This is a genomic window from Actinomadura sp. NPDC049382, from assembly GCF_040677125.1.
Classification (GTDB): domain Bacteria; phylum Actinomycetota; class Actinomycetes; order Streptosporangiales; family Streptosporangiaceae; genus Spirillospora; species Spirillospora geliboluensis.
On record NZ_JBFARO010000009.1, the window covers coordinates 99,924 to 120,476 of the forward strand.

Consider the following 20,553-nt stretch of genomic DNA (forward strand, 5'->3'; position numbering starts at 1 on the left):
AACGGGTAGGACAATCCCACCCGAATTTCATTCCGTGAGACGCCAGCCCTGGCCTCGGTGCTCGTCCGCCTCGGGCGCCGTCCCGCCCTTGACCGGCGGGTGGACGGTGGTCCGGACGGGCCCTTCGTCCTGCACTTTCCGGTGCGCGAAGTGGTCGAGGGCGAGCATCTCGGCGTGGGAGAGGAGGGGAGCGACGGGGGCGCCGGCCTCGGTCAGCCGCTCGACGGCCTCGTCCAGCGTGAGCTTCGCCACGGCCGCCGTGACGGCCCCGTCCAGCTCGGCGATGCGGCCCAGCCGCTCGGCGAACGGGACGCCGGCGTGCTCCTCGATGCCCAGCGCGCGGCAGGTCGCGGCCCACAGCCGCTCCTCCGACACCACCCCGAGCGTGATCTTCCGGCCGTCCTTGGTCGGGTAGACGCCGTAGCCGGGGACGGGCCCGGCGCCCGAACTGCGCGTCGCCGCCGGGACGGTGCCGGTCCAGTGCGCGAGGACGTCCGCCATGCCGAGGTCGACGCGGTCGCCGGTCCCGGTGGCGCGGGCCTTGAGCACCGCCGCGGTGATCGCGAACGCGGCCATCGTGGCGGCGGCCATGTCCGCGAGCGGGAGGTCGTCGGCCTCCGGGGAGACGGCGTCCGGGGGCAGCGCGGCGGCGTAGGCCCGGTAGTTGATGTCGTGGCCGGGGACGTCGCGCAACGGTCCTTCCGCCCCGTATCCGGAGATCGAGCAGTAGACGAGCCGCGGGTTGAGCGCGCGGAGCGCCGCGTGGCCGACGCCCAGGCGGTCGGCGACGCCGGGCCGGAACCCCTCGACGAAGACCTCGGCGTCCGCCGCCAGCCGCCTCAGCTCCGCGAGACCGTCCGCCGACTTCAGGTCGAGGACGATGCTGCGCTTGTGCCGGTTGAGGACGTCGAAGTGGTCGCGGAACATCCGCATCGGCTCCCCGCCGGGCGGCTCGATCTTGATCACGTCGGCGCCGAGCTGGGCGAGCAGCAGGGTGGCGTACGGGCCGGGCCGCCACATCGTCAGATCGAGGACGCGCAGTCCGTCCAGCGGCGCCATGGGGCTCCTCTCGCGGGGGTCGTCGCGCTCACGGTGCCGGGTGCCGCCGCCCGCCGTCAAGCGAGCGCTTGGTCGTTGTTGACGCCGAGTCCAATCGGGGATCGCCGATCCGACTACATCCGGGAGGTCGATCCCACTAACTTCTCCTAAGAAGTAGTACTCGTATCCGCAGGAGATGAAGATGCCCCCCTGGTCCAAGTGGACCCTTCACCCTGACCTGGCCAACGCCCTGAAACAGGGCAACTCGTTCGAGGACTGGCTGGGCGAGCACCGGCCCGGTGCTTCGTACGCTCGGATCAGCAAGGATCTCCGTCAGGAGATCGGAGTCAAGCGCCAGCACGAGAACAACGACGAGTTCGCAGCCCACAATAATGTCGTCATCGTCGTCCGCTACACCGACAACGGCATCACAGCGGTAGACCCGGACCTGGAACGTCCGGCCTTCCTCCGCCTAGTGCGCGATATCCGCGCCCGTCGCTGTGAAGAGGGGTACCCGATCGCAGGCGTGATCGCGGTCGAGCCGGAACGAATCGTCCGCCTGCCCGAGGACTACCTGAAGCTGAACCGAGCTCTCACCGTAGACGAAGACGGCTTCTTCGGGCTGGGGGACGCGAAGACCTTCCTTGACGTCCACGGGGACTCTGAGATACTTCGCCACCTCCTCGCCTCAGCCATGGGCGAGCTAGAGGTCAAGAAGATCAAGCAACGGGTCTCTCGCAACTCTAGAGACAAAGCCAAAGAGGGAAGGCCCTTCGGGCGGGGCAGGTTCGGGTGGCTGCCCGCCGACCCGGCCTCTAAGCGCCAGGCCAACGAGTCCCTTGATCCCGATGCGGCCCCGATCGTCCGAAAGGCGATCGACATGAGGCTGCAGGGAAAGTCTTGGCGGGCCATCGGCTTCACCTTTGGGGAGGAGTGCCTGAAACTCGCCGACCATTTCCAGAGCAGCTGCGACTTCCAGACGGCAGAGAAGTATCGCAAGCGGGCCGAGCAGATCTCCACCAACGTCATGCAGTACATGGTCACCAACCCCGCCAACTGCGGCTACCGGATGATCGAGAACGAGATGATCAGAGACCGGGAGACCGGTGAGCCCGTCATCGGGAAGTGGGAGACGATCTGCACTCCGCAGGAGTGGGAGAAGCTCGTTCTGGACTGTCCGGTGTTCTTCAACCCGTTCGGAGCAATCAAAAAGAGCCCCACCGGCCGGGGAAGACCGGCGGGCCAGCAGAAGCGGACAAAGAAGGAGTTTGCCGATCAGGCACGCAAGCACCTGAGCTCCGGTATCCTGCGATGTGGCCGGAAGAACGAGTTCGGGGAAACCTGTTACGGGCGCATGAATGGGTCCAATGGAAAGCGCCAGGCACTCTACAAGTGCAACTCTCCGTCCTGCGGACGACTCGGACGCCGAATGGATCTGGTGGACGAGACGATCCAGGAGATCGCCATCAAGGCTCTTCTGCAGAGATACGCCAACCAGGAACCCGAAAATAATGAGTGGTACGGGGCGAAGACTCTGGAGAAACTCCAGCAGTCCAAAGCAGAGCTGAAGTCAAGGTTGAAGGCAGGGACGATCGACGACTCTGACCTCTTCGATCTGCTTTCCGACCTGGACTTGAAGATCCAGGACGCAGAGGCGGACAGGGCGCAGTTCGAGAAGGAACAGGCGAGTAAGAACTTCCTCTCACGGTTCTCCATTGAGAAGTGGGATTCCTGGGGTCTTCGCCAGAGGCGGACCGCTATCGACGCGGTCCTGTCCGCGGTGATCGTCCTCCCGATCCCTGAGGGGCGCACAAAGCGCGCCCCGTTCGATCCATCTCTGCTGATCCCCGTCTGGCGCAAGTCGTGCTCGGCGAGTCCAGGGCCCGCGCTCGTCCCGGCCCGGCCGACGACCCGGCCCTCACCTTCACGGTGAAGACGGCGGACTTCCTGCGGATCCTCGCCGGCGACGCCAACCCGGCGACGCTCCTCATGGACGGCCGCCTCGAACTGCGCGGCGACCACGACCTGGCGCCGCGCCTCAGCGAGATGTTCGGCGGCCCGTCCCCGTACTGACCCCCGGGGCGCTTGGTGGTGGCCGTAGTCCCCCGATGACCACGGCCACCACATAGTCAGACGTCCACACCCCCCGCGAGAGTTCGCGATCCGGCGAAAAACCTCGATCATCTTCCCCCGCGATGCCTTACCGTCGCCTGGTGTTCTCCCTCCAGGAACCCCCGCTGTTCGCACGCCTGCAGAAGGCCCGCAGCGTCCTCGTCGCGGGCGCGGGCGGCGGCTTCGACGTCTACGCGGGTCTCCCCTTGGCCCTCGCCCTCATGCAGGACGGGAAGGACGTCCACCTGGCCAACCTCTCGTTCAGCGCGCTGTACGGCCTCCCGTCCGACACCTGGCTGGAGGTGGACGTCGCCGCCGTGACCCCCGAGACCCCCGGCCGCGACGACTACTTCCCCGAGGGCGCGCTCGCGCGGTGGCTCGACCTCCACGGCCTGCCGTCCACCGTCTACGCGTTCCCGAAGGTCGGCGTCGAACCGCTCCGCGCGGCGTACCGGTACCTGGCCGACCACCTCGGCCTGGACACGATCGTCCTCGTGGACGGCGGCACCGACATCTTCATGCGCGGCGACGAGGCCGGCCTCGGCACCCCGGAGGAGGACATGGCGAGCCTCGCCGCCGTCCACGGCCTCGACGTCCCCGAGAAGATCGTCGTGTCCCTGGGCTTCGGCGTCGACGCCTACCACGGCGTCAGCCACGCGCTCGTCCTGGAGAACCTGGCCGCCCTGACCGCCGACGGCTCCTACCTGGGCGCCCTGTCCATCCCCCGCGACAGCCGCGAGGCGGCGCTCTACCTGGACGCGGTCGAGTACGCGCAGGCGGCGACGCCCGCCCACCCGAGCATCGTGAACGGCTCGATCGCCGCCGCCGTCCAGGGCCGGTTCGGCGACGTCCACGTCACGACCAGGACGCGCGGCAGCGAGCTGTTCATCAACCCGCTGATGGCGATGTACTTCGCCGTGGACCTCGACGGCCTGGCCCGCCGCTCCCTCTACCTCGACCGACTGGAGGGCACCCGGCTCATGCGTCAGATCGCCTCGATCATCGAAGACTTCCGGGACGAGGTCCGCTCCCGCCCGCCCCGCCAGTACCCGCACTGAGCTACGACCTGATCGACGGCCGGCCAGCGATGAGGTCGCTGAGCCGGTCGCCGAGCCGCTGCACGGGCCGCCGGTAGCGGCGTTCGCGCTTGACGGCGCGCCGCTCCTTGCGCGACCCCGGCCGGTACCTCCGCCGCGCCCACGGCGAGTCGGGACGGGCCAGCCGGACGGCCCCGACCAGCGCGACCACGCCGATGAACAGCCCGATCAAGCCCGTCCAGACCTTGCCCTTGAGGAGGGCGACCAGGGCCACCAGCATGTCGAACACGATGATGGCCGCGATCGCCCACAGGCCGTCGCCCGCCACGTCGTCCAGGCCGAGGGGCCGCAGGCCCAGCAGCATCAGCCCGCACAGCGCGATCGTGATGAACACGACCTCGACCGACAGGCGGCCCTGCTCGCTCCAGTAGACGTCCTCCAGGTGCAGGACGAGCGCGAACTCGTCCAGCACCAGCGCCGTCCCGACCCCGAACACGGCGGCGGCCGCCGCCGCCCACCCGGACGATCCGTCCTGGACGGCGAGCCCGCCCACACCGCCCACGCACATGAAAACCAGGCCGAACACGACATGGTGGATATGCCGCCCGCCCGGCGTGACGTTGCCCGGCCACCACCGCACCTGCCGCCGGATCATCCGCACGCTGAACCGGATGAACAGGAATCCGGCGATGAACGCCACCAGGAAACAGGCCAGCCGGAGCCGCCCGGTGTCCGCGATCTCCCGCGTGTACCAGTCCCCCACACCGGCCCCCTTCCCCGGTCCGGGCGAAGCTCACCTTCACACCGGCGGGCGGAACTCCGTTTTCAGGCGCGCCCACACGGTCTTCCCCTCGAACTCCGCCCGAACGCCGTGCTCCTCGGAGAGGAATTCCACGATGCCCAAACCCCAGCCGCCCGGGTCGGGAGCATCGTCCGGCACCGGCGTTTCCGGCATCGAGAGGTCCGGCACGGCCCCCTTCGGATGAACCGGCGACGTGTCCCAGACCTCCACCCGAAGGCCGTCCTCGGCCAGCGCCAGCCGCAACGACACCGGCCGGTGGCGCGTGGCGCGCACGGCGTTGGTGAGCAGCTCAGAAGCCACCAGGACGGCGTTCTGCACGGTCTCCTCCGCCACCCCCCACTGGAGCGCCTGCGACTCGACGATCAGCCGCCCCTCCTGGACGACCTCCGGCTCAGCCAGAAACCCCCGCCGCATCGCCCACGGCCCGACCGCCGTCCTTTCCACTCGAACTGAACAGTCCGTTTCGTCGAACCCGCCTCTCCGCCGCGCCCGCCCGAAGATCATTTCTCCCACCACTCCCATCACTCGATGTGTGCAATCCGCTACACATCGTGGGAGCTTCTGGTTATAGTCGGAAGTGGGACGAGCTTTACCCAACTCGATACTTCCGGAGGTCAACTCATGGTGAATCGGAAGCGACTCGATCCGACCGAGTCAACGGCCGCACTTTTCGGGGCAAAGCTCCGCAAGTTTCGGGACAAAGCCGGACTTTCCCAAGCCCAGCTCGCGGAGGCGGTCGGCTACTCCCACGACACGATCTCGAAGGTCGAGACCGCCGCCCAGGCCCCGTCCCCGCAGCTCGCCGAACTCCTCGACGCCCACTTCGGCACCGACGAGCAGTTCCAGGAGCTCCAGCCCCTCGCCGCCAAGGAGGGCATCCCCGTCTTCTTCCGCCCTTACGCCGACCTGGAGAGCACCGCCGACGCACTCCGTGTGTACGACCACGTCGTCATATCCGGTCTGCTCCAAACTGAGGACTACGCGCGGGCAGTGCTACGTCCAGGGCAACGACCAAGCGCCCTTGAACAGGCGGTTTCCACTCGACTGAGCCGTCAAGAGATACTTCGGAGGGACGAGCCTCCGTGGGTGGTCATCCTCTTGCAGGAGAGCGCGATTCGAAAGGTGGTCGGCGACAAGGGGACGACCAAGGCACAACTCGGGCGGCTACTGGAGCTTCTCCCCGAGCCTCACATCAATATCTTGGTCGTACCAGACGACGCTGCCGTATACCCCGGTGGGGGGTTTGCTCTCTTCAGCCATGAAGACGAACCGGACGTCGGTTATTCCGAGGGCGCTGGCAGCAGTGGCCAAGTGATCACACAAAGCTCTAAAGTGGAAGAGTTTCGACGGCTGTGGGACATGCTCAACCATGCGGCCTTGAGCAACACAGCCTCTGAAGCTTTGATCCAGGAGGTGATGGAGAGCCTGTGAACGCCTCAACACGCGTCGCGTGGCGCAAGAGCAGTTACAGCACCCAGGAAGGCGGTGCTTGTGTGGAACTGGCCGACCTGACGTCTGCCGTGGGAGTCCGGGACAGCACTGACCCCCGCGGGCCCGTCCTCCAGTTCGGACGGGACACCATGGCCGTGCTGCTCAACCGCATCAAGGCCGGCGAACTCGACCGCTAGCCGTCCCCCCGGCAAGCAAGCCCCCTCTCCGGAGGGGGCTTTTCCGCTTTTTCGGGCCGCTCAGTGGCATAGCGAACCCTCGCCATCCGTCCCCCGAAAGCACAACATCTAAGCCGGAAGCGAGACCGGATCAACCGGTGTTCCTTCCGTTAGATAGCGAGCGATGAGAGCGGCAAGGCCGCTCGGGTAGACGGTCTGCTCGGTATGGGTGAGCTCGTCCAGCTCCCACCACCGCCAGGCGCGGATGTTGTCGGTCTGGGTGGCTTCGGCTGGGCGGACATGCTGTGAATGGACGCGGACGATGAAGTACTTCTCGACCTGCTTGACCTGCTCGCCGATGACCAGGTGAGTCGACGTGCGGGTGGCGAGTTGGGGTCCGATGGGGGCTTGCTCAAGGCCGAGTTCCTCGTGCATCTCCCGGACGGCCGCGGCGGCGTGGGTCTCGCCGGGCTCCAGAGCCCCTCCGGGGACAGCCCAGAAGATGTGGCCTTCGTCGTAGCGCAAGAGGAGTACGCGGTCGTCCTCGTCGAGGACGATCACGCGGGCAGCGTCGCGTGTCCGGGCTTCCATCATGGATTCCATGGTGGCAGACCCTCGGCGATCGACTCCCTCTTACGGCTGGTCAGCGCAGCTTTTCGACGAGGAAGTCGCCGATGCACAGGGCGTCCAGGTCGGTGTCTTGGAAGGTGGCTAGGGCGTCGGCCGGGGTTTCGACGATGGGTTCGCGGTCGTTGAAGGAGGTGTTCAGTACGACGGGCACTCCGGTGATCGTCCCGAAGTTGTCGATCAGGGATGCGAAGCGCTGATTGGCGTTCGAATCGACGGTTTGAACACGTGCGGTGCCGTCGATGTGTACGACTCCTGGAATGAGCTTGGCGTGCTCTGGTTGGACGGTCGGGGCGAGAAGCATGAACGGCGATCGGGTGCCGTCGAGGTCGAACCAGTCGGAGCCATCGTCTTCGAGGATCGCCGGGGCGAACGGACGGAAGGGCTCGCGGTGCTTGATGCGATGGTTGAGCGCGTCTCGGCCCTGCGTGCTGCGAGGGTCGGCGAGGATGGACCGGTGGCCGAGCGCGCGGGGCCCGAGTTCGCTGCCACCTTGAAACCAGCCGATGAGTTTGCCGTCGGCGAGCAGCTGGGCCGCAGTGGCGGCAATGTCATCGTCGCGCCGCCAGGTGAAGGGAGCGACGGTTCGCTCGACGAGGCCGGAGCGTGGGTCGCGTTTGAGGGCGAGCTCGATGTCGTAGTCGTCGTAGGTGCGTCCGAATGAGTCGTCGGTCAAGGGGCAGCGTGGGAGTTCGCCGGTGAGGCGGTGCAGTCCGTACAGGGCGCAGCCGAGGGCTTGGCCGCGGTCGGACGCCGGCGGCGGGATGAAGAGGCCGGTGACGGAAGGTAGGCGGCGGAGGCGGTCGTTGGCGACGCAGTTCAGGGCGACGCCGCCGGCGAGGCAGAGGTTGCCGATGCCCGTTGTGGCGATGAGCTTCTCCGCCAGTTCGGTGAGGACCTGTTCTGTGTGGTGTTGGAGGTAGGCGGCGGCGTTGATGCCTCGCTGGTCGTGTCCCTTGCTGTCTGGTGGGCCGAAGTCGGAGTTCGTGCGCGCGGCTAGGTCGGCGACGCCGGTGGCGTGGGTGGAGGTGAGCCGGCTGTGGACCTGGGTGCCGTCGAGGTCGAACAGCGGGACCGTGTACGTGCGTGGATCTCCGTAGGAGGCAAGCGCCATCGTCTTCCCGGCTTCTTGGGGTGACCAGCCCAGGTATTCAGTGAAGGCCTCGTAGGTGGGGCCGATCCCGCCTGCTCTGGGGCGGCCGGTGTCGTTGCCGCCGAGCCGGCTGATGCCGTCGGAGTCGGCGATGTAGAAGGTTTCGGTGTCGGTGTTGTTGCCGCCGCCGTCGGTGACCAGGATCGTGGCCCGCTGGTAGGGGCTGAGGCAGAAGGCGGTGTAGGCGTGTGACAGGTGGTGGTCGACGGTGGTGATTCGTCCTAGGGGGATGCCGAGGAGGTCGAATCCGGTGTCGGCCGGCTTGGCGGGGGTGCGGCCGTAGGAGCTGGCGACGATGAGGTCGACGTCGGCCAGAGCGAGGTTGGTGGCGCGCAGGCAGTACATGACGGCGTTGAGCCATCCGTTGCTGTAGCGGTGGCGGTTCAGCCGTTCCTCGCCGATGGCCACCGTGCAGTCAGGGGTGAGGAGTGCGGCGCCGCCGTCGTGGCCGAAGTTGATGCCGAGCACGCATGGGCGGCTGCTGGTCATGAGGGCACTCCCATGAGTCGGTGTTCGTGGAGGTCGGCGGTGTGGGATTCGAGGACCTGGTAGGGGTCCCACAGGCGGGTGTGGCCGTCGGAGCGGAAGAGGCTGGCGAGCTGGAACATCTGCATGAGGCCGCCGCGGTAGGCGAAGGCGGCGGTGATGGGCTCGCCGAGCGCAGCGGTGCCGCCGAGCGCGGCGTGCTGATCGGTGAATCGGTCATCCACAGCCGGCTGAGGTGGAGCGGCGGTCGGGGTGACGTGAAGAGTGGCTCCGTGAGTGCTGAGTTCTTCAGCGACGAGGGAGAGAACGGTTTCCGGAGTGAGTGGATCGGTCTGGATGATGAGTGGCGGGTGCGGGCACAGCGCAGGCGCTTTGTCGATGTAGAACTCGGCCAGTCGCTCCAGCAGGCCGCGGTCGTACCACTGCCGCCAACGTGGGTGGCTTGGGAGGCCGCCGCGGCGTTCGAGGCTTGCGCCGGCGCTCACCTGGAGGATCACCGTTCGCTGGTCGGCTTCGGTGTAGAGCGGGGCGATGTGTCGCTGGTAGTAGGCGACGGCTTTGGCGTAGGGGAGGCCGTCGCTTCTGCGCGCGGCCCAGGTGTAGGCCAGGACCCCCAGGTGATTGCGGTCGCACACGACCATATGGGCGTCCGTGAGCGGGTCGGCGTGCTGCGCCGTGCTGCCGGTTCGGCGTAGGGCCTGGGCGCGGCACTTCTCCTGCCGTAGGTACCAGAGCGTTTCGGACGCGGTGGTTATCTGCGGTCTGGTGGAACCTACGGGGCGGGCCTTGATGTTGGGCTCCGGGAAGAACAGGGCTCGGTCCAGGAGGGCGGGGACGAGGGCGCCGAGCAGTGTCGTCTTGCCAGCGCCGGGAGGCCCCTCGATCGCGAGGATCGTTGGTCCTGTCATCGCCCGCTCCTCACATACGTCGGAGGGACGTCCTTCCAGGCACCTTGGTCGTTCGCCGATACGAGCGCGGCGGAAGCCAGGGCGAGCGTCCGCAGATGGTCCGCCAGGTCGTGCTCGGGCAGCGTTGCGTCGTCCAAAGCCGCGGTGAAGGCGGTGTAGGCACCGAGGACGCCATCGGGTACCCACTCGCCGCTGGGGGCATGGGTGACGGAGCCGGAGGCGGTGTGCAGGGTTGCGGTGGCGTAGGTAGCAGTGGCGTCGGCCTTGTCTCCGTTGACGTACCAGGAGCTCGACCAGGCCTGCGGAGCGCGTGTCTGGTTGTGCAGGGTGAGCGAGGCGACCAACGGGCTGTCGAACGCGAGCATGATGCTGTAGGAGAGCGGACACTGGGCGGTCTGGCGGGGAAAGCAGCCAGCTCGGGCGGAGACGGCGACCGGCTCTGTGCCAGCGATCTGGCGTGCGAGATCGAGGTAGTGCAGTCCGTGGTCGAGAAACAGGTAGCCGGGGTGGCGCGTGAACCAGGTGTCGATGTCCTCGTTGAAGTGGTGGACGTGCGCCAGGTGAGCCAGGTTTCCGAGTTCGCCGGCGCGGATCCAGCTGAGGAGCCGACGATGGGCCGGCGCCCAGCGCAGGTTCTGGTTGACCGCGATTTGGACGCCTGCGTCGGCCGCCTCTCGGGCGATGGTGTTCGCCTCGTCGGGGTTGTAGGCGATCGGCTTCTGCACCAGGAGCGGTTTGCCGTAGGGCAGTAGCTCGCGGATCAGGTCCAGGCGGCCGTCGGGCCGGGTAGCGATGTCGATCAGCTCGACGTCCGGGTCGGCGGCCAACTCCCGCACGCTGTCGTGCACGCGGAGGCCGGGAAACTCGGTTCTGAACTGCTGGGCCAGGTGGGTGGCCGTAGTCCGGGTCTGGCTGCAGATCGCCCTGACTGGGACACGGCCTTGGGCGTAGGCCGGTAGATGCCCGGTGCGGACGATTCGACCGGCTCCGACGATCCCCACACGCCATGGTTTGGTGTCGTTCATGGTTGCTCCGAGTTCAGGGGGACGGACTCTCCGGTGCTCGATGCGGGTCCGTTCACGGTGGTGAAGCGGGCCAGGCCGTAGGCGAGCTGTTCGACGGCCTCGGCGATGTGACCCGTGCCTGTGGGAATTGCTCGTTGTCGGCTATGCGCGGTGAGGCGGTCGGCGATGGCCGACCACATTTGCCGTGCGGGGAGGTCGTCGCCTCGGGCAGGGAGCAGTCGTCGCCGCGCACCGTGGGCGAACAAGGTTCCTCCATCTGCTGGCCCGTATGGGGGCGGGAATTCGGCAGTGAGGGTCGTGTCCGAGCCGGTGAGCGTTACGTGATCGAGGTGGACGCCGGAAGAAGCCGACCCGATCGTGCACGCGATCGTTGCCTCGTTCGGCGCACGGACGATGCCGTGGACGGTGGTGCGGTCCTGGCTGAGGGTGCAGGAGACAGGCCGGGCGTTCGGGACGGTCAGCGCCATGGTGGTCAGGAGGTGGTATCCCTGCCACAGCAAGATCTTCAAGGCGCGTCCACCGGCTGGACCGAGTACCGCGGGAGTCTGCGGTTCCCGGTCGGTGCCGAAGGTGTAGGGCGACACGCCCGGTGGGAGAAAGGGTCGGCGTGCGGCCGCGTCGTGCCCGTCGGCCTTGACCATCCAGCCGCCTCGAAGCTCGTGCTCGGGTAGCTCGCGCCTGAGCTCCGCAACAGCGCTGTCGAATGCCCGGACGACGCCCACTTCCAGCAGCAGACCGGCGGCGTCGGCCTGGCGGCGGAGCTGGCGCGTGCAGTCGAGGTCCAGGCTCACCGGCTTCTCGGTGAACACATGGACGCCGACGGCGAGAGCCAGCTCGATCCAGGGTTCGTGGACACCGGTGAGTACGGCGAGCAGATCGGCGCCCTCGATCAGCTCGGCGGTGCTCGCAGCCACTCGACCCCCGAATTGGGAGACGGCCTGTTCGGCGCGTCCGATCTCCCGGTCGTAGACGGCCGCGATCTCCACGGCCGGAAGGGCGGATAGGACGGGCAGGTGAATGCCGTACGCGGCGCCGCCGCATCCGACCACCGCGACCCGCCACGCCCGCCGCTTCACAGTGGCGTCCCGGTGTCCGTCCGGCGTGGGTTTCATGGCCTGCCCTGAACGTCAGTGACCGCACTCAGGGCACGCTGAGCGATCAGGTGATCCGGCAGCCGGCGCAGCGAGGGGTTGAACAGCTCAACCGACAACGGCCCGGCGTATCCGGCGTCGGTCAGTGCGTGGATGAATTTCGGCCAGGGCAGGGCGCCGTCGCCGGGGAACAGCCGCATCTCGTCGGTCCAGCATTCGGGCGGCACGGTGGTGGGCGTGTCGGCGACCTGGACGTGCGCGATTCTCGACGGCACGAGGCCGGTCAGCTGCGCGGAGTCGGCGCCGGCCGCCGCCCAGTGGAACGAATCCACGCACACCCCCAGTGCCGCCGCAGTGCCGCCGCCCACGGCGTCGAGAAGCTGCACGAGCCCCTGTAGGCCGGTGATGAACGGACTACGCCCGTCCAGGGATGGCGGGAGGCCGGCCTGGACGCCGACCAACTCGACGGCGAGCGTCAGCCCGTGCCCCGCGCAGGCAGCACCGAGCATCCCAAGCCGTTCGACGGCGAGGTCGTGGGCAAAAGGGCCGTCCAGGTCGGTCCGCGGGTTGAGCACGATCGTGGCAACCCGGCAGCCGATCGCACCAAACACTTCCAGCCGGGTCTCCAGACCGTCCACCGCGTGCACAAAGGTGGGTGAGTTGATGAGAAGCGGATGGGGCAGCACGGGACCGTCCGGCAGAAGTCCGCACGCGGCTGCGACCCGGATGCCGAGTTCGTCGAGCAGGTCGGCGGCCCGGGTCGGCCCGTACGCCACGACCTGCTGGATCGATGCCTCGATCATTGTGATCCCGCTAGCGGCGGCCAGCCGAGCGACCTGCTCGAACGAAAGGCCGCTCACGGTCGCCGGGTTCAGGCACGCCGGGAAAGTGAGTGGTTCTGCATTGTGGATGAGCATGGTTGGCCTGCCTCCGCTCAAGCCGTCGCGAGGTCGCCGACCAGCAGCCGGGCACGCAGCGAGTCCAGGTCGGTCACGACTTCGGCGATCACTTTGCGGACGAGCGGTTCGCTCAGCGGCTCCTCGCTGGAGGTCTGCACGACCGTTTGCCATGGGTCGTCGAGATCGCGGCCGGACTGCGATACCAGGGCCACCGCGACCGTTCGGCCGGTTTCGGCGTGGAGGCGTTCGGCGGCCTGCTGGGCAGCGAGGTTGTAGAGCTTGCCGACGTGATAGACGGGGTTTTTGCCCGACACCCCTTCGGCGGACCAAGGGCGCAGCATCGAGATCACTCCGTTGGTCCGGTTGCCGCGGCCGACCACGCCCTCGTCACCCGATTCCAGCGACGAGCCGATCGCCGTCAGGTACAGCTCCTGCCGCTCATCGTTGTCGCGGGTGTTGACGGCAGCCTCGATAACGCAGTGCGGGGCGGTCTCCTCCGCGATCTCGGCGATCAACTCGCGTAGCCGCGCGCGCCGTCCGACGTAGGTAGACAGATCAGGGGTGTACTCGGCGATCTGCGGCACGCACGCAGTCACATGAACCTGGTTGCCGTGCCGTACCACCATGATCTTGACGTCGGTCCCCAGCCACGGCTGCGGACAGGCCTGCTGGGAGCCGGTCAGCTCCGCCTCGACGGCGATCGCGACCTGCTCGGCGATCCCGGACGGTGCGTAGCCGACGCCGGCGGAGGTGTCGTTGGCGAACAACCTCGTCCGCTCAGCGAGGTCGTCTAGGCTCCTGGGCGCGAACCAGAACCGCCGCCCTGCCTGCTGGGCGTCGGTCTCGCCCAGCACCGCGCCCGGGCTGGACGCCTGGGTCACTCGGGGCCGCAACACCAGGTCACGGGTGACGTCCAAACGCGGGAGCGCGTCCGCCAGGTACTCGCGGACCGCCGCCTCAATGATCGCCTCAACCGGAATGGCGGCGTCGCCGAGCGCTGCGGTGAAGCGGCCGTTGACCAGCGCGGTGATCGGCGCTGTCAGTTCGCCGTGGCCGAACCGGACGTCTGCGGCGCCGCCGAGCAGCGCGGTCTTGTCGGCGTTGTGGTGCAGGATCGCGCCGAACTCGTCCAGGCAGTAGCGGCTGTAGGCTCGCGAGACAGCTTCGGCCACGCCATCGGCCAGCGTGTCGGGGTGCCCAGCGCCTTTGCGCTCGACCACTTCGAGCGCATGGTCGGCGGGCGGCAGGCCGGTGCCGATGATCACGTTCATGTGCATCCCTCCGGATCGGTGGAGCTGAGTGGGAGCAGCGTCCGGCTGGTAAGGACGAGCCGGACGCGTTCGAGGTGATAGGTGCAGATCCGGGCGGCGTCGCGAAGCGCCACCACAAGCTGCACGTCGTCCAGGAAGGCCCAGGCAGCTGCAAGCAGCGCCAGGACGTCGACGATGTCGGAGAACCCCGCACGGATAGCGGGCGCTGGGACACGCACGGTCGTGCGCATGCGGGCAACACAGAGCCCGTGGCAGGCGCCCTGAAGGACGAACCACCCCGGACGTGTCTGTGCGCGGCCCACCGGGTGGTCCACGACCGCCTTCGGCTCGATCACCACGCGAAGGCCCGCCTGCCACACCCGATCGGCGAACTCCAGGTCCTCGCAATCGAGTGGCAGCCGACCGCGACGCCCCAGGTCGGTACGCAGGAGCCCGAGCTGGGCAAATACGTGCCGGTTGACGAGGAGGTTCGCGCCGACGATCCAATACGGCCAGCCGTAGTCGCTCGGCTTCTCGGGCCAGTCCAGCGGGCCGTGGCATTCGGCAAGCGGACGGGCCGCAACCCAGCCCATCGTGAGCGCCGTCCCCTCGGGATAGGACGTCACCGCCCGACCGCCCACGACTGCGGCGTCATGCTGGCCGGCCGCCGCCACAAGCGCCTGCAGCCAGCCTGGGCGCGGACGGATGTCGGCATCGGTCAGCACCACGTAACGGCCCCGCGAAGCCTGGATGCCGCGGTTGCGTCCCCGGCTCAAACCCGGCCGCGGTTCGTGGAACACCCGCACAGGGAACGGCCACGAGCGGGCCGCCAACGCGGGGCCCTCGCAATGGCCCCGCTGGCTGTTGTCCACGACGACTACTTCGAGGCCGGCAGACCTGCTTCCGACGAAGCTCTGTTGTGCCAGTGCGGTCAACAAGCCTTGCAGCGCGTTCGCGTTCCCGCGCACCGAGACGACCACCGACACCAACGGCTTCTCACCGTCGGCAAGCTCTGGCACCGAGCCCTCAGGGCGGTGAGCCGCAAGGGGCCGGCTGAACGATCTCTGCGCTCGTTTACGTAGGACATCGCCGACGTACTTCCCGGCCGTGTGCACCAGGCGGGCAGCATCACCAACCGATGTGATGGCGGGCCACAGCATGGTCATCGTCACGGTGCCCACCTCCGAAGTCGCCCTTGGCCGAACCTGTTGCGGCGCGATCGCCAAGAAGTTAGAACCGCTGAAGGGCCACCACCCGGAAGGAAAATCCGGGGTCACTCGGCGGAGATCCGTGATGAGCGATCACTGGCAAGACCTGTCACCCGGGCAACGCGTGGCCTGGCACCGCGTCCGCCGCGGCATCCCGCAAGAGGTCCTGGCCGGTCTGGTCGGACGCACCGAGGACTGGCTCAGCAAGATCGAGAACGACCGCGCACCACTGGACCGGCTCTCGGTCATACGAGCCCTCGCCGACGCCCTGCGCATCTCGGTCTTCGACATCATCGGTCCACAGCCGAGCAGGCCACCCCGCGCAGAGCCGTCCGCCCTCGACGTCGGTCCGGTCCGCTCCGCGCTCACCGACTACCGGCAGCTATCGCCGCTGCTGGCCGCCCTGGACGCGGAGCCAGAGGCGCCTCGCCTGGACTTCCTTCGCCGGGACGTCGCCGAGGTAATGACCGCCTACCAGCAATCGCGCTACGCACAGATGCTGGGCCGATTGCCGACACTGCTCGCCCAAACCCACCTCGCCACCCGAGAGGCAGAGGCTCAGCATCAGCCCGAAGCGGACCGGCTCGCCGCGCTGGCCAACCAATCCGCGGCGATGATCCTCACCAAACTCGGCGAGACCGACCTCGCCTGGATCGCCGCCCAACGCGGACTCACTGTGGCCGAACGCACCGCCGATCCCACCGTCATCGGATCCCTGTTCCGCTCGGTCATCCATGCTCTGCAGTCCCAAGGCCGCCTCGACGAAGCCGCCGCCATGGCCCAGACCGCATCCAGATACCTCGAACGCCAGCACGCGCACCGCTCACCCACACTGCTGTCAATCCACGGCACTCTGCTGCTCCCCGGCGCCGTCGCAGCCGCCCGAGCCGGCAACCGCTCCGTCGCCAGTGACTACCTCGCTCGTGCCGAACGGATCGCCGAAGAGCTCGGTGCCGACGCCAACCACCTGTGGACCGCCTTCGGCCCCACCAACGTGCGCATCCACCGCGTCACCACCGCCATGGCGCTCGGCGACGTCCCCACCGCACTCGACCTCATCCCAGGGATCGACACCGCGGGCCTGCCCGCCGAGCGCGCCGTCCGGCACAGCCTCGAAGTCGTCAACGCCTACCGCGCCCGCAACAAGATCGACGAGGCCATTGGCGAACTCCTCATCGCCGAACGCCGCGCCGCCGAACAGGTCCACGCCCACGTCATGAGCCGCCAGCTCGTCCACCAGCTCCGCGACACCACCACCGGCCGACGCAGCCGCCCTCTGGCTGATCTCGCCCGCCGCATGAACATCATCTAGCTCGATCTCCTACCCTCACTGCTGTGACTGATGACCCGGCAGCGAGTTTCACCCGCGCCCGCGCGGCAGCAGGTGTCCTCTTCTTCGACGACCACGACCGCGTCATGCTGGTCGACCCCTCGTACAAGGACTACCGCGACATCCCCGGCGGCTACGTCGAACACGGCGAGACTCCCCGCCAAGCCGCGGCGCGCGAAGTCACCGAAGAACTCGGCATCAGTCCACCGATCGGCCGGCTCCTGGTCGCCGACTGGGCCCCGAACGACAGCGAAGGCGACAAGGTCCTCTTCCTCTTCGACGGCGGCACCCTTACCCCTGAGCACCTCAACGCCATCCGCCTCGACCCGGACGAACTCGTCGGCTACCGCTTCCACGACATCACCCAGATCCACGACCTGACGATCCCCCGCCTGGCCCGCCGCCTCGTCCATGCCCACGCCGCCCACCACGACAGCACCACCCGCTACCTCGAGCACGGGCAAGAAAACTAGACGCTGCGATCGACACCGAACACCGGCCCCTTGAGTGCGTGTTTGAGAAGGATCTTGTTATTGGCCGTCCCCCCGGCAAGCAAGCCCCCTCTCCGGAGGGGGCTTTTCCGCTTTTTCGGCCGCTCACTGCCACAGCGAACCTCGCCATCCGTCCCCCCAAAACAACATCTACATGCGGACCAACCTCGCCCCTGCATGAGGGTGGTTTCGTACGCCTGTAGCGGCAGCGTTTGTCGATGAGTTCGGGCGACGCCCCTGATCGTCGGGCTGTCGTGTTGATGAGATTCAGCAACCCCTAGGGGCGTTCCCCTGCGCGGTGGGGTGGATCAGGGTGCTCAGGTGCTGTTCGTAGATTGCGCGGACGCGGTCGGGAGGCATTCGGTCGGGCGCGGTGACGGATTGCAGGCAGAGGCCGTCGAACAGGGCGTGCAGGCGGTCGGCCTCCAGGTCGACGTCGGCGGCGGGGGCGAGGTGGCCCGCGTCGGCGAGGTGGCGCAGGGTGGTGCGGAACAGGTCGGCCAGGTACCGGTCGCCCTCGGCGCTGAGTTGGCGTGCGCCCGCGTCCACCAGCGACCTTGACAGGAACGCGACCCATACCTCGTTGGCCGTGCGGGTCTGGGCGTCCAGCGGCAGCAGCAGCCCGTCCCCCTGCGCTCCGCCCCCGGTGTGATCGGACGGGCCGTGCTCGGCATGCTCGTGATGGCCCTGGCACTGGGCGCGGCGGGCGCGATGGGTGACATCGCACACGAGCGTCTGGCGCTCGACGGCACCGGGCGGCAGGTGCTGACCGCCGTGGTGTGCTGCGCCATCGCCGTGCCGCTGATCGTGTTCCTGCGGTGCCGCGTCGACCGGCTCCCCCTGACCGGTCGCGCCGAGAGCATGCGCGCGTTCACCTCCGGCGTGTTGATCAGCGCGGGGTCGGCCGCGGTGATGTTCGGGCTGGGCACCGTCACGGGCTGGGTTCGCTGGGGGGCGCTCGACTGGCCCCGGCTTGTCGCCTACATCGCGTTGAACGCGGTGATCGCGCTGGCGTTGGAGGCGCTACCGGAGGAGCTGACCCTGCGTGGCTCCGCGTACCGCACCCTCAACGCGCGGTTCCGGCGGAGGGCGGCGTTCTTCGGCACGCTGGCACTGTTTCTGGTCACGCCCGGGGCCGCCGGCGTCGTTCAGGCGGCTGTGTCGGCGTTGCTCGGGGGGCCGGTCGCTCGGCCGGGGCTGGCTCCGCCCGGCGAGGACGCCGAGTCGTACCTGATCCTGCTGACGTTCTTCGGGACCGCGCTGCTCACCGCCAGGATCACCACGGGCTCGCTGTGGAGTGCGATCGGTCTGCACCTGACGTTCCTGACCGTCAACCGCGTGACGCTGTTCGGAGAGGATCGCGACACGGTCTGGTCGAGCCCGGATGGGCGCTGCCGTGGAGCGTCGGGTCCGAGGCTTGCCACGTCACCGCGGGAGTACGACCGACGGGCGCGTCCTCTTGTTCGGACGGGCCGCTCTGTAGCGGCTGGTCCTGTCCGTCAAGAGCGGCGGTTTCTGTTACCCGGTGCAGGACGAGGCGTAGCGGTTTCGTTCAGCGCGGTCGTCACGCCGGGGAGAAGTCCGGGACCGGCATCGGTCGCGAGCCGTTCTTCAGGGACTCCGCGCCGGCGAGGCCGACCAGGGAGGCGGCCACTGCGGGCCGAACCGGGACCAGCGGGGGCTCACCGCGCTCCACGGTCGCCTTGAAGCCCTGGAGGATGCGTACCGTCCCCTCGTCGCGCCGCTCTACCTCCTGGCCGTTCAGGACGAAGGGCTGCGGCACCCGCTCCTCTTCGTGCGCGGCGGCGGTGCCTCTAATCCAGCCCTCTGCGCGGACGCGGACGGACCACGAGCGTTCGCCCGCCGCCCGCACGGACTCGGCCAAGGCCCGCGTGCCGCGCACGGACAACCAACTCCAGTGGCTGTCGGGCTCGCCCTGGAGGAAGCCGTGGCGGGTGATGGCCAGCGCACCGGTCGACAGCCGGACAGTCATGACGACGGCATCGCGCGGGTTGGCCTCGTCCGCGGAGAAGGCCGCCACCTCCACGGGCCAGGCGTCCGTGACGGCCAGCACCGGTGACACGGTGTGCGTGCAGTACGCCGTCGCGGCGATGCGGCTGCGCCAGCTCGCGGGGTCGCCGATGAGCCCGGTGACGGCCTCCGGCGCCATGCCGTGCAGGTAGTCGGCCTCGATCAGGCTGACCCGGCCCAGCTCCCCGCCTTCGACGGCCTGCCGGATCAGGCGGACGTGCGGGTGCTCGACGAAGTTCTCGGCGAAGGAGTAGGTGGCCGCCGACCGTTCGGCCGCCGCGACGAGGCGCCGCCCTTCGTCTTCGCTCACGCAGGCCGCGCACTCGGACAGCACGTGCACGTCCCGCTCCAGGAACGCGATGGCCAGCGGCGCGTGCTCGTCGAAGTCGTTGGCCAGGACGATCCCGTCCAGCCGATGCTCCAGTAGTTCCTCCCAGTGCTCGGTGAGGACCGCACCGGGCAGGTCTGGACGGGCCGCCTCCCGCTTTGCGGCGTCGCGGTCGCAGGCGGCCACCACGTCCATGCCGAGCCGCCGGGCCCAGCCCGCCAGGTGCAGCCCTCTGCTCAGCCCGATCACACCGATGCGCATGCGTACGTCCAAGGGTTAGGCGACGACCGCGAGCAGGGCCGTCATGGCTGTGGTGAGGTCGGCGTCGCCCGACGCCGTCGAGCGCTCGCGAGCCTGCTCCACGGTGATGCCCCGGGTCGCCAGGCGCCAGAAAGCGTCCTGGTCCATGGACACGTGCGCGGACGGCTCGCCGTGGGGCTCGGCCATCCGCCATCGCCCGTCCTGCCGGGCCACGGTCCACCGTCCGCCCGCCGGGCCGGTCACTTCCAGGTGAGCTGTGCAGCCTTCGGGACGGTCGTGCATGCGCAGGGCGTGCGGCAGGCCCCGCGCGAAGAGGTCCAGCACCGGGGCCATGAGGTCGGCTTCCACGGCGCCCGGAGCGGAGACGGCGTCGCGCACCTGCCGCTGGTGGACCCAGAACTCGGTGTAGTCGCGGCCGATGTCCAGCCAGGCGGGGCTGTCGACGTCGTCGGCCGCCCAGGAGACGTTCAGGTCGGCGGCGGCATGGAGGTCGCGGGACGCCCACACGGCGTCGAGCTGCGGTCCGAGGTGGTCCAGCAGCTCGATCATCAGCTGCGGGCTGAGCTGCCGGGACGCCCGGACGAACTCGTCGTTGGTGCGCGCCAGGTAGGAGGGAAGCGTCTCGTCATCGGCGAACACCGCGCCGCCGTACCCGTCGCGGCTGCCCGACAGGCGGCGCATGTAGTCGTTGAGCACATGGCCGACGACGTCATGGACGTCCCAGCCGGGACACACCGTCGGCGCGGCCCACTCGGCCGGGGTCAGGGCCCGGAGCAGGTCGAGCATGGCCTGCCGCTCGCGCGGGAACAGGGGACGGACGTCCACGGCCGGTCCGAAGATCATGAACGCGACCCTACCCACGGCCGGTC

21 protein-coding genes and 1 pseudogene are annotated in these 20,553 nt (G+C 68.5%); 8 read left to right on the forward strand and 14 right to left on the reverse strand.

Annotated features, from left to right (window positions below; all coding sequences use genetic code 11):
* Window positions 1–27 precede the first annotated feature (27 nt).
* The gene (locus AB0K34_RS08890) at window positions 28–1,059 is read right to left on the reverse strand and encodes a CoA transferase (RefSeq protein ID WP_364546752.1); all 1,032 of its coding nucleotides are present in this window, start codon (window positions 1,057–1,059) and stop codon (window positions 28–30) included.
* 175 nt (window positions 1,060–1,234) lie between these two features.
* Here AB0K34_RS08890 and AB0K34_RS08895 point away from each other — a divergent pair, with 175 nt between their 5' ends.
* From AB0K34_RS08895 to AB0K34_RS08905, 3 genes are all read left to right on the forward strand, one after another.
* Entirely contained in the window at window positions 1,235–2,971 is a 1,737-nt protein-coding gene (locus tag AB0K34_RS08895) for a recombinase family protein (RefSeq protein ID WP_301175577.1), read from the forward strand.
* Complete coding sequence (locus AB0K34_RS08900; protein WP_171069206.1) at window positions 2,902–3,111, forward strand: SCP2 sterol-binding domain-containing protein; 210 nt, start codon at window positions 2,902–2,904, stop codon at window positions 3,109–3,111. The genes AB0K34_RS08895 and AB0K34_RS08900 overlap by 70 nt, the downstream gene beginning before the upstream one ends.
* A 122-nt stretch (window positions 3,112–3,233) precedes the next feature.
* A complete protein-coding gene (locus tag AB0K34_RS08905; RefSeq protein ID WP_364546756.1) occupies window positions 3,234–4,208 on the forward strand; it encodes a DUF1152 domain-containing protein in 975 nt (324 codons plus the stop codon).
* A 1-nt stretch (window position 4,209) separates the two neighbouring features.
* Here the strand turns inward: AB0K34_RS08905 and AB0K34_RS08910 are convergent, their stop codons facing one another.
* Both AB0K34_RS08910 and AB0K34_RS08915 read right to left on the reverse strand, forming a co-directional pair.
* Window positions 4,210–4,950, reverse strand: a complete 741-nt coding sequence (locus AB0K34_RS08910) for a hypothetical protein (protein WP_301175575.1) — start codon at window positions 4,948–4,950, stop codon at window positions 4,210–4,212.
* Between the two features lie 36 nt (window positions 4,951–4,986).
* Window positions 4,987–5,493, reverse strand: coding sequence for an ATP-binding protein (locus AB0K34_RS08915; protein ID WP_301175574.1), 507 nt, complete (start codon window positions 5,491–5,493; stop codon window positions 4,987–4,989).
* A gap of 117 nt (window positions 5,494–5,610) precedes the next feature.
* Between AB0K34_RS08915 and AB0K34_RS08920 the strand changes: the two genes are divergently transcribed.
* Both AB0K34_RS08920 and AB0K34_RS08925 read left to right on the forward strand, forming a co-directional pair.
* Entirely contained in the window at window positions 5,611–6,420 is an 810-nt protein-coding gene (locus AB0K34_RS08920; protein ID WP_364546760.1) for a helix-turn-helix transcriptional regulator, read from the forward strand.
* A complete protein-coding gene (locus AB0K34_RS08925; RefSeq protein ID WP_364546763.1) occupies window positions 6,417–6,617 on the forward strand; it encodes a DUF397 domain-containing protein in 201 nt (66 codons plus the stop codon). The genes AB0K34_RS08920 and AB0K34_RS08925 overlap by 4 nt, the downstream gene beginning before the upstream one ends.
* Window positions 6,618–6,725: 108 nt before the next feature.
* On the opposite strand, the gene AB0K34_RS08930 is transcribed toward AB0K34_RS08925, so the two are convergent.
* From AB0K34_RS08930 to AB0K34_RS08965, 8 genes are all read right to left on the reverse strand, one after another.
* Window positions 6,726–7,199, reverse strand: a complete 474-nt coding sequence (locus AB0K34_RS08930) for an NUDIX domain-containing protein (RefSeq protein WP_205719239.1) — start codon at window positions 7,197–7,199, stop codon at window positions 6,726–6,728.
* Between the two features lie 40 nt (window positions 7,200–7,239).
* A complete protein-coding gene (locus AB0K34_RS08935) occupies window positions 7,240–8,784 on the reverse strand; it encodes a carbamoyltransferase C-terminal domain-containing protein (protein WP_364546767.1) in 1,545 nt (514 codons plus the stop codon).
* 77 nt (window positions 8,785–8,861) lie between these two features.
* On the reverse strand, window positions 8,862–9,770 hold the full coding sequence (locus AB0K34_RS08940; RefSeq protein WP_138636566.1) for a hypothetical protein: 909 nt from the start codon (window positions 9,768–9,770) through the stop codon (window positions 8,862–8,864).
* The gene (locus tag AB0K34_RS08945; RefSeq protein ID WP_364546770.1) at window positions 9,767–10,795 is read right to left on the reverse strand and encodes a Gfo/Idh/MocA family oxidoreductase; all 1,029 of its coding nucleotides are present in this window, start codon (window positions 10,793–10,795) and stop codon (window positions 9,767–9,769) included. The genes AB0K34_RS08940 and AB0K34_RS08945 overlap by 4 nt, the downstream gene beginning before the upstream one ends.
* Window positions 10,792–11,907, reverse strand: a complete 1,116-nt coding sequence (locus tag AB0K34_RS08950) for a Gfo/Idh/MocA family oxidoreductase (RefSeq protein WP_364546773.1) — start codon at window positions 11,905–11,907, stop codon at window positions 10,792–10,794. The genes AB0K34_RS08945 and AB0K34_RS08950 overlap by 4 nt, the downstream gene beginning before the upstream one ends.
* Window positions 11,904–12,803 carry a sugar phosphate isomerase/epimerase gene (locus AB0K34_RS08955; protein WP_364546776.1) on the reverse strand — a complete coding sequence of 300 codons (900 nt, stop codon included), beginning with the start codon at window positions 12,801–12,803 and terminating at the stop codon, window positions 11,904–11,906. Before AB0K34_RS08955 ends, AB0K34_RS08950 begins: the two co-directional genes overlap by 4 nt.
* Window positions 12,804–12,820: 17 nt before the next feature.
* Window positions 12,821–14,056 carry a methionine adenosyltransferase gene (locus AB0K34_RS08960; protein WP_364546779.1) on the reverse strand — a complete coding sequence of 412 codons (1,236 nt, stop codon included), beginning with the start codon at window positions 14,054–14,056 and terminating at the stop codon, window positions 12,821–12,823.
* Complete coding sequence (locus AB0K34_RS08965; protein ID WP_240807580.1) at window positions 14,053–15,201, reverse strand: glycosyltransferase; 1,149 nt, start codon at window positions 15,199–15,201, stop codon at window positions 14,053–14,055. The genes AB0K34_RS08960 and AB0K34_RS08965 overlap by 4 nt, the downstream gene beginning before the upstream one ends.
* On the opposite strand from AB0K34_RS08965, the gene AB0K34_RS08970 reads away from it, so the two are divergent.
* On the forward strand, window positions 15,194–16,555 hold the full coding sequence (locus tag AB0K34_RS08970) for a helix-turn-helix transcriptional regulator (RefSeq protein ID WP_364546782.1): 1,362 nt from the start codon (window positions 15,194–15,196) through the stop codon (window positions 16,553–16,555). The two genes, AB0K34_RS08965 and AB0K34_RS08970, sit on opposite strands and share 8 nt — an antisense overlap.
* A 23-nt stretch (window positions 16,556–16,578) precedes the next feature.
* The gene (locus AB0K34_RS08975) at window positions 16,579–17,046 is read left to right on the forward strand and encodes an NUDIX hydrolase (RefSeq protein ID WP_364546785.1); all 468 of its coding nucleotides are present in this window, start codon (window positions 16,579–16,581) and stop codon (window positions 17,044–17,046) included.
* Window positions 17,047–17,331: 285 nt separating this feature from the next.
* Here the strand turns inward: AB0K34_RS08975 and AB0K34_RS08980 are convergent, their stop codons facing one another.
* Window positions 17,332–17,793, reverse strand: coding sequence for a TetR family transcriptional regulator C-terminal domain-containing protein (locus tag AB0K34_RS08980; protein WP_364546788.1), 462 nt, complete (start codon window positions 17,791–17,793; stop codon window positions 17,332–17,334).
* Window positions 17,794–17,976: 183 nt separating this feature from the next.
* Here AB0K34_RS08980 and AB0K34_RS08985 point away from each other — a divergent pair.
* Window positions 17,977–18,375, forward strand: a pseudogene (locus AB0K34_RS08985) (CPBP family glutamic-type intramembrane protease); the annotation flags it as partial.
* Window positions 18,376–18,628: 253 nt separating this feature from the next.
* On the opposite strand, the gene AB0K34_RS08990 reads toward AB0K34_RS08985, so the two are convergent.
* On the reverse strand, window positions 18,629–19,684 hold the full coding sequence (locus tag AB0K34_RS08990) for a Gfo/Idh/MocA family oxidoreductase (RefSeq protein ID WP_364546791.1): 1,056 nt from the start codon (window positions 19,682–19,684) through the stop codon (window positions 18,629–18,631).
* 15 nt (window positions 19,685–19,699) lie between these two features.
* Window positions 19,700–20,527: a maleylpyruvate isomerase family mycothiol-dependent enzyme gene (locus tag AB0K34_RS08995; protein WP_364546794.1), complete on the reverse strand. Its 828-nt coding sequence runs from the start codon at window positions 20,525–20,527 to the stop codon at window positions 19,700–19,702.
* Between the last annotated feature and the right edge of the window lie 26 nt (window positions 20,528–20,553).

Bases quoted from the DNA above. Each gene is read 5' to 3' on its own strand.
- AB0K34_RS08920 (WP_364546760.1), top strand. From the start codon at position 5,611: ATGGTGAATCGGAAGCGACTCGATCCGACCGAGTCAACGGCCGCACTT.
- AB0K34_RS08955 (WP_364546776.1), bottom strand. From the start codon at position 12,803: ATGCTCATCCACAATGCAGAACCACTCACTTTCCCGGCGTGCCTGAAC.
- AB0K34_RS08965 (WP_240807580.1), bottom strand. From the start codon at position 15,201: ATGACCATGCTGTGGCCCGCCATCACATCGGTTGGTGATGCTGCCCGC.
- AB0K34_RS08890 (WP_364546752.1), bottom strand. From the start codon at position 1,059: ATGGCGCCGCTGGACGGACTGCGCGTCCTCGATCTGACGATGTGGCGG.
- AB0K34_RS08960 (WP_364546779.1), bottom strand. From the start codon at position 14,056: ATGAACGTGATCATCGGCACCGGCCTGCCGCCCGCCGACCATGCGCTC.
- AB0K34_RS08930 (WP_205719239.1), bottom strand. From the start codon at position 7,199: ATGGAATCCATGATGGAAGCCCGGACACGCGACGCTGCCCGCGTGATC.
- AB0K34_RS08945 (WP_364546770.1), bottom strand. From the start codon at position 10,795: ATGAACGACACCAAACCATGGCGTGTGGGGATCGTCGGAGCCGGTCGA.
- AB0K34_RS08915 (WP_301175574.1), bottom strand. From the start codon at position 5,493: ATGATCTTCGGGCGGGCGCGGCGGAGAGGCGGGTTCGACGAAACGGAC.
- AB0K34_RS08990 (WP_364546791.1), bottom strand. From the start codon at position 19,684: ATGCGCATCGGTGTGATCGGGCTGAGCAGAGGGCTGCACCTGGCGGGC.
- AB0K34_RS08940 (WP_138636566.1), bottom strand. From the start codon at position 9,770: ATGACAGGACCAACGATCCTCGCGATCGAGGGGCCTCCCGGCGCTGGC.
- AB0K34_RS08950 (WP_364546773.1), bottom strand. From the start codon at position 11,907: ATGAAACCCACGCCGGACGGACACCGGGACGCCACTGTGAAGCGGCGG.
- AB0K34_RS08970 (WP_364546782.1), top strand. From the start codon at position 15,194: ATGGTCATCGTCACGGTGCCCACCTCCGAAGTCGCCCTTGGCCGAACC.
- AB0K34_RS08995 (WP_364546794.1), bottom strand. From the start codon at position 20,527: ATGATCTTCGGACCGGCCGTGGACGTCCGTCCCCTGTTCCCGCGCGAG.
- AB0K34_RS08895 (WP_301175577.1), top strand. From the start codon at position 1,235: ATGAAGATGCCCCCCTGGTCCAAGTGGACCCTTCACCCTGACCTGGCC.
- AB0K34_RS08905 (WP_364546756.1), top strand. From the start codon at position 3,234: ATGCCTTACCGTCGCCTGGTGTTCTCCCTCCAGGAACCCCCGCTGTTC.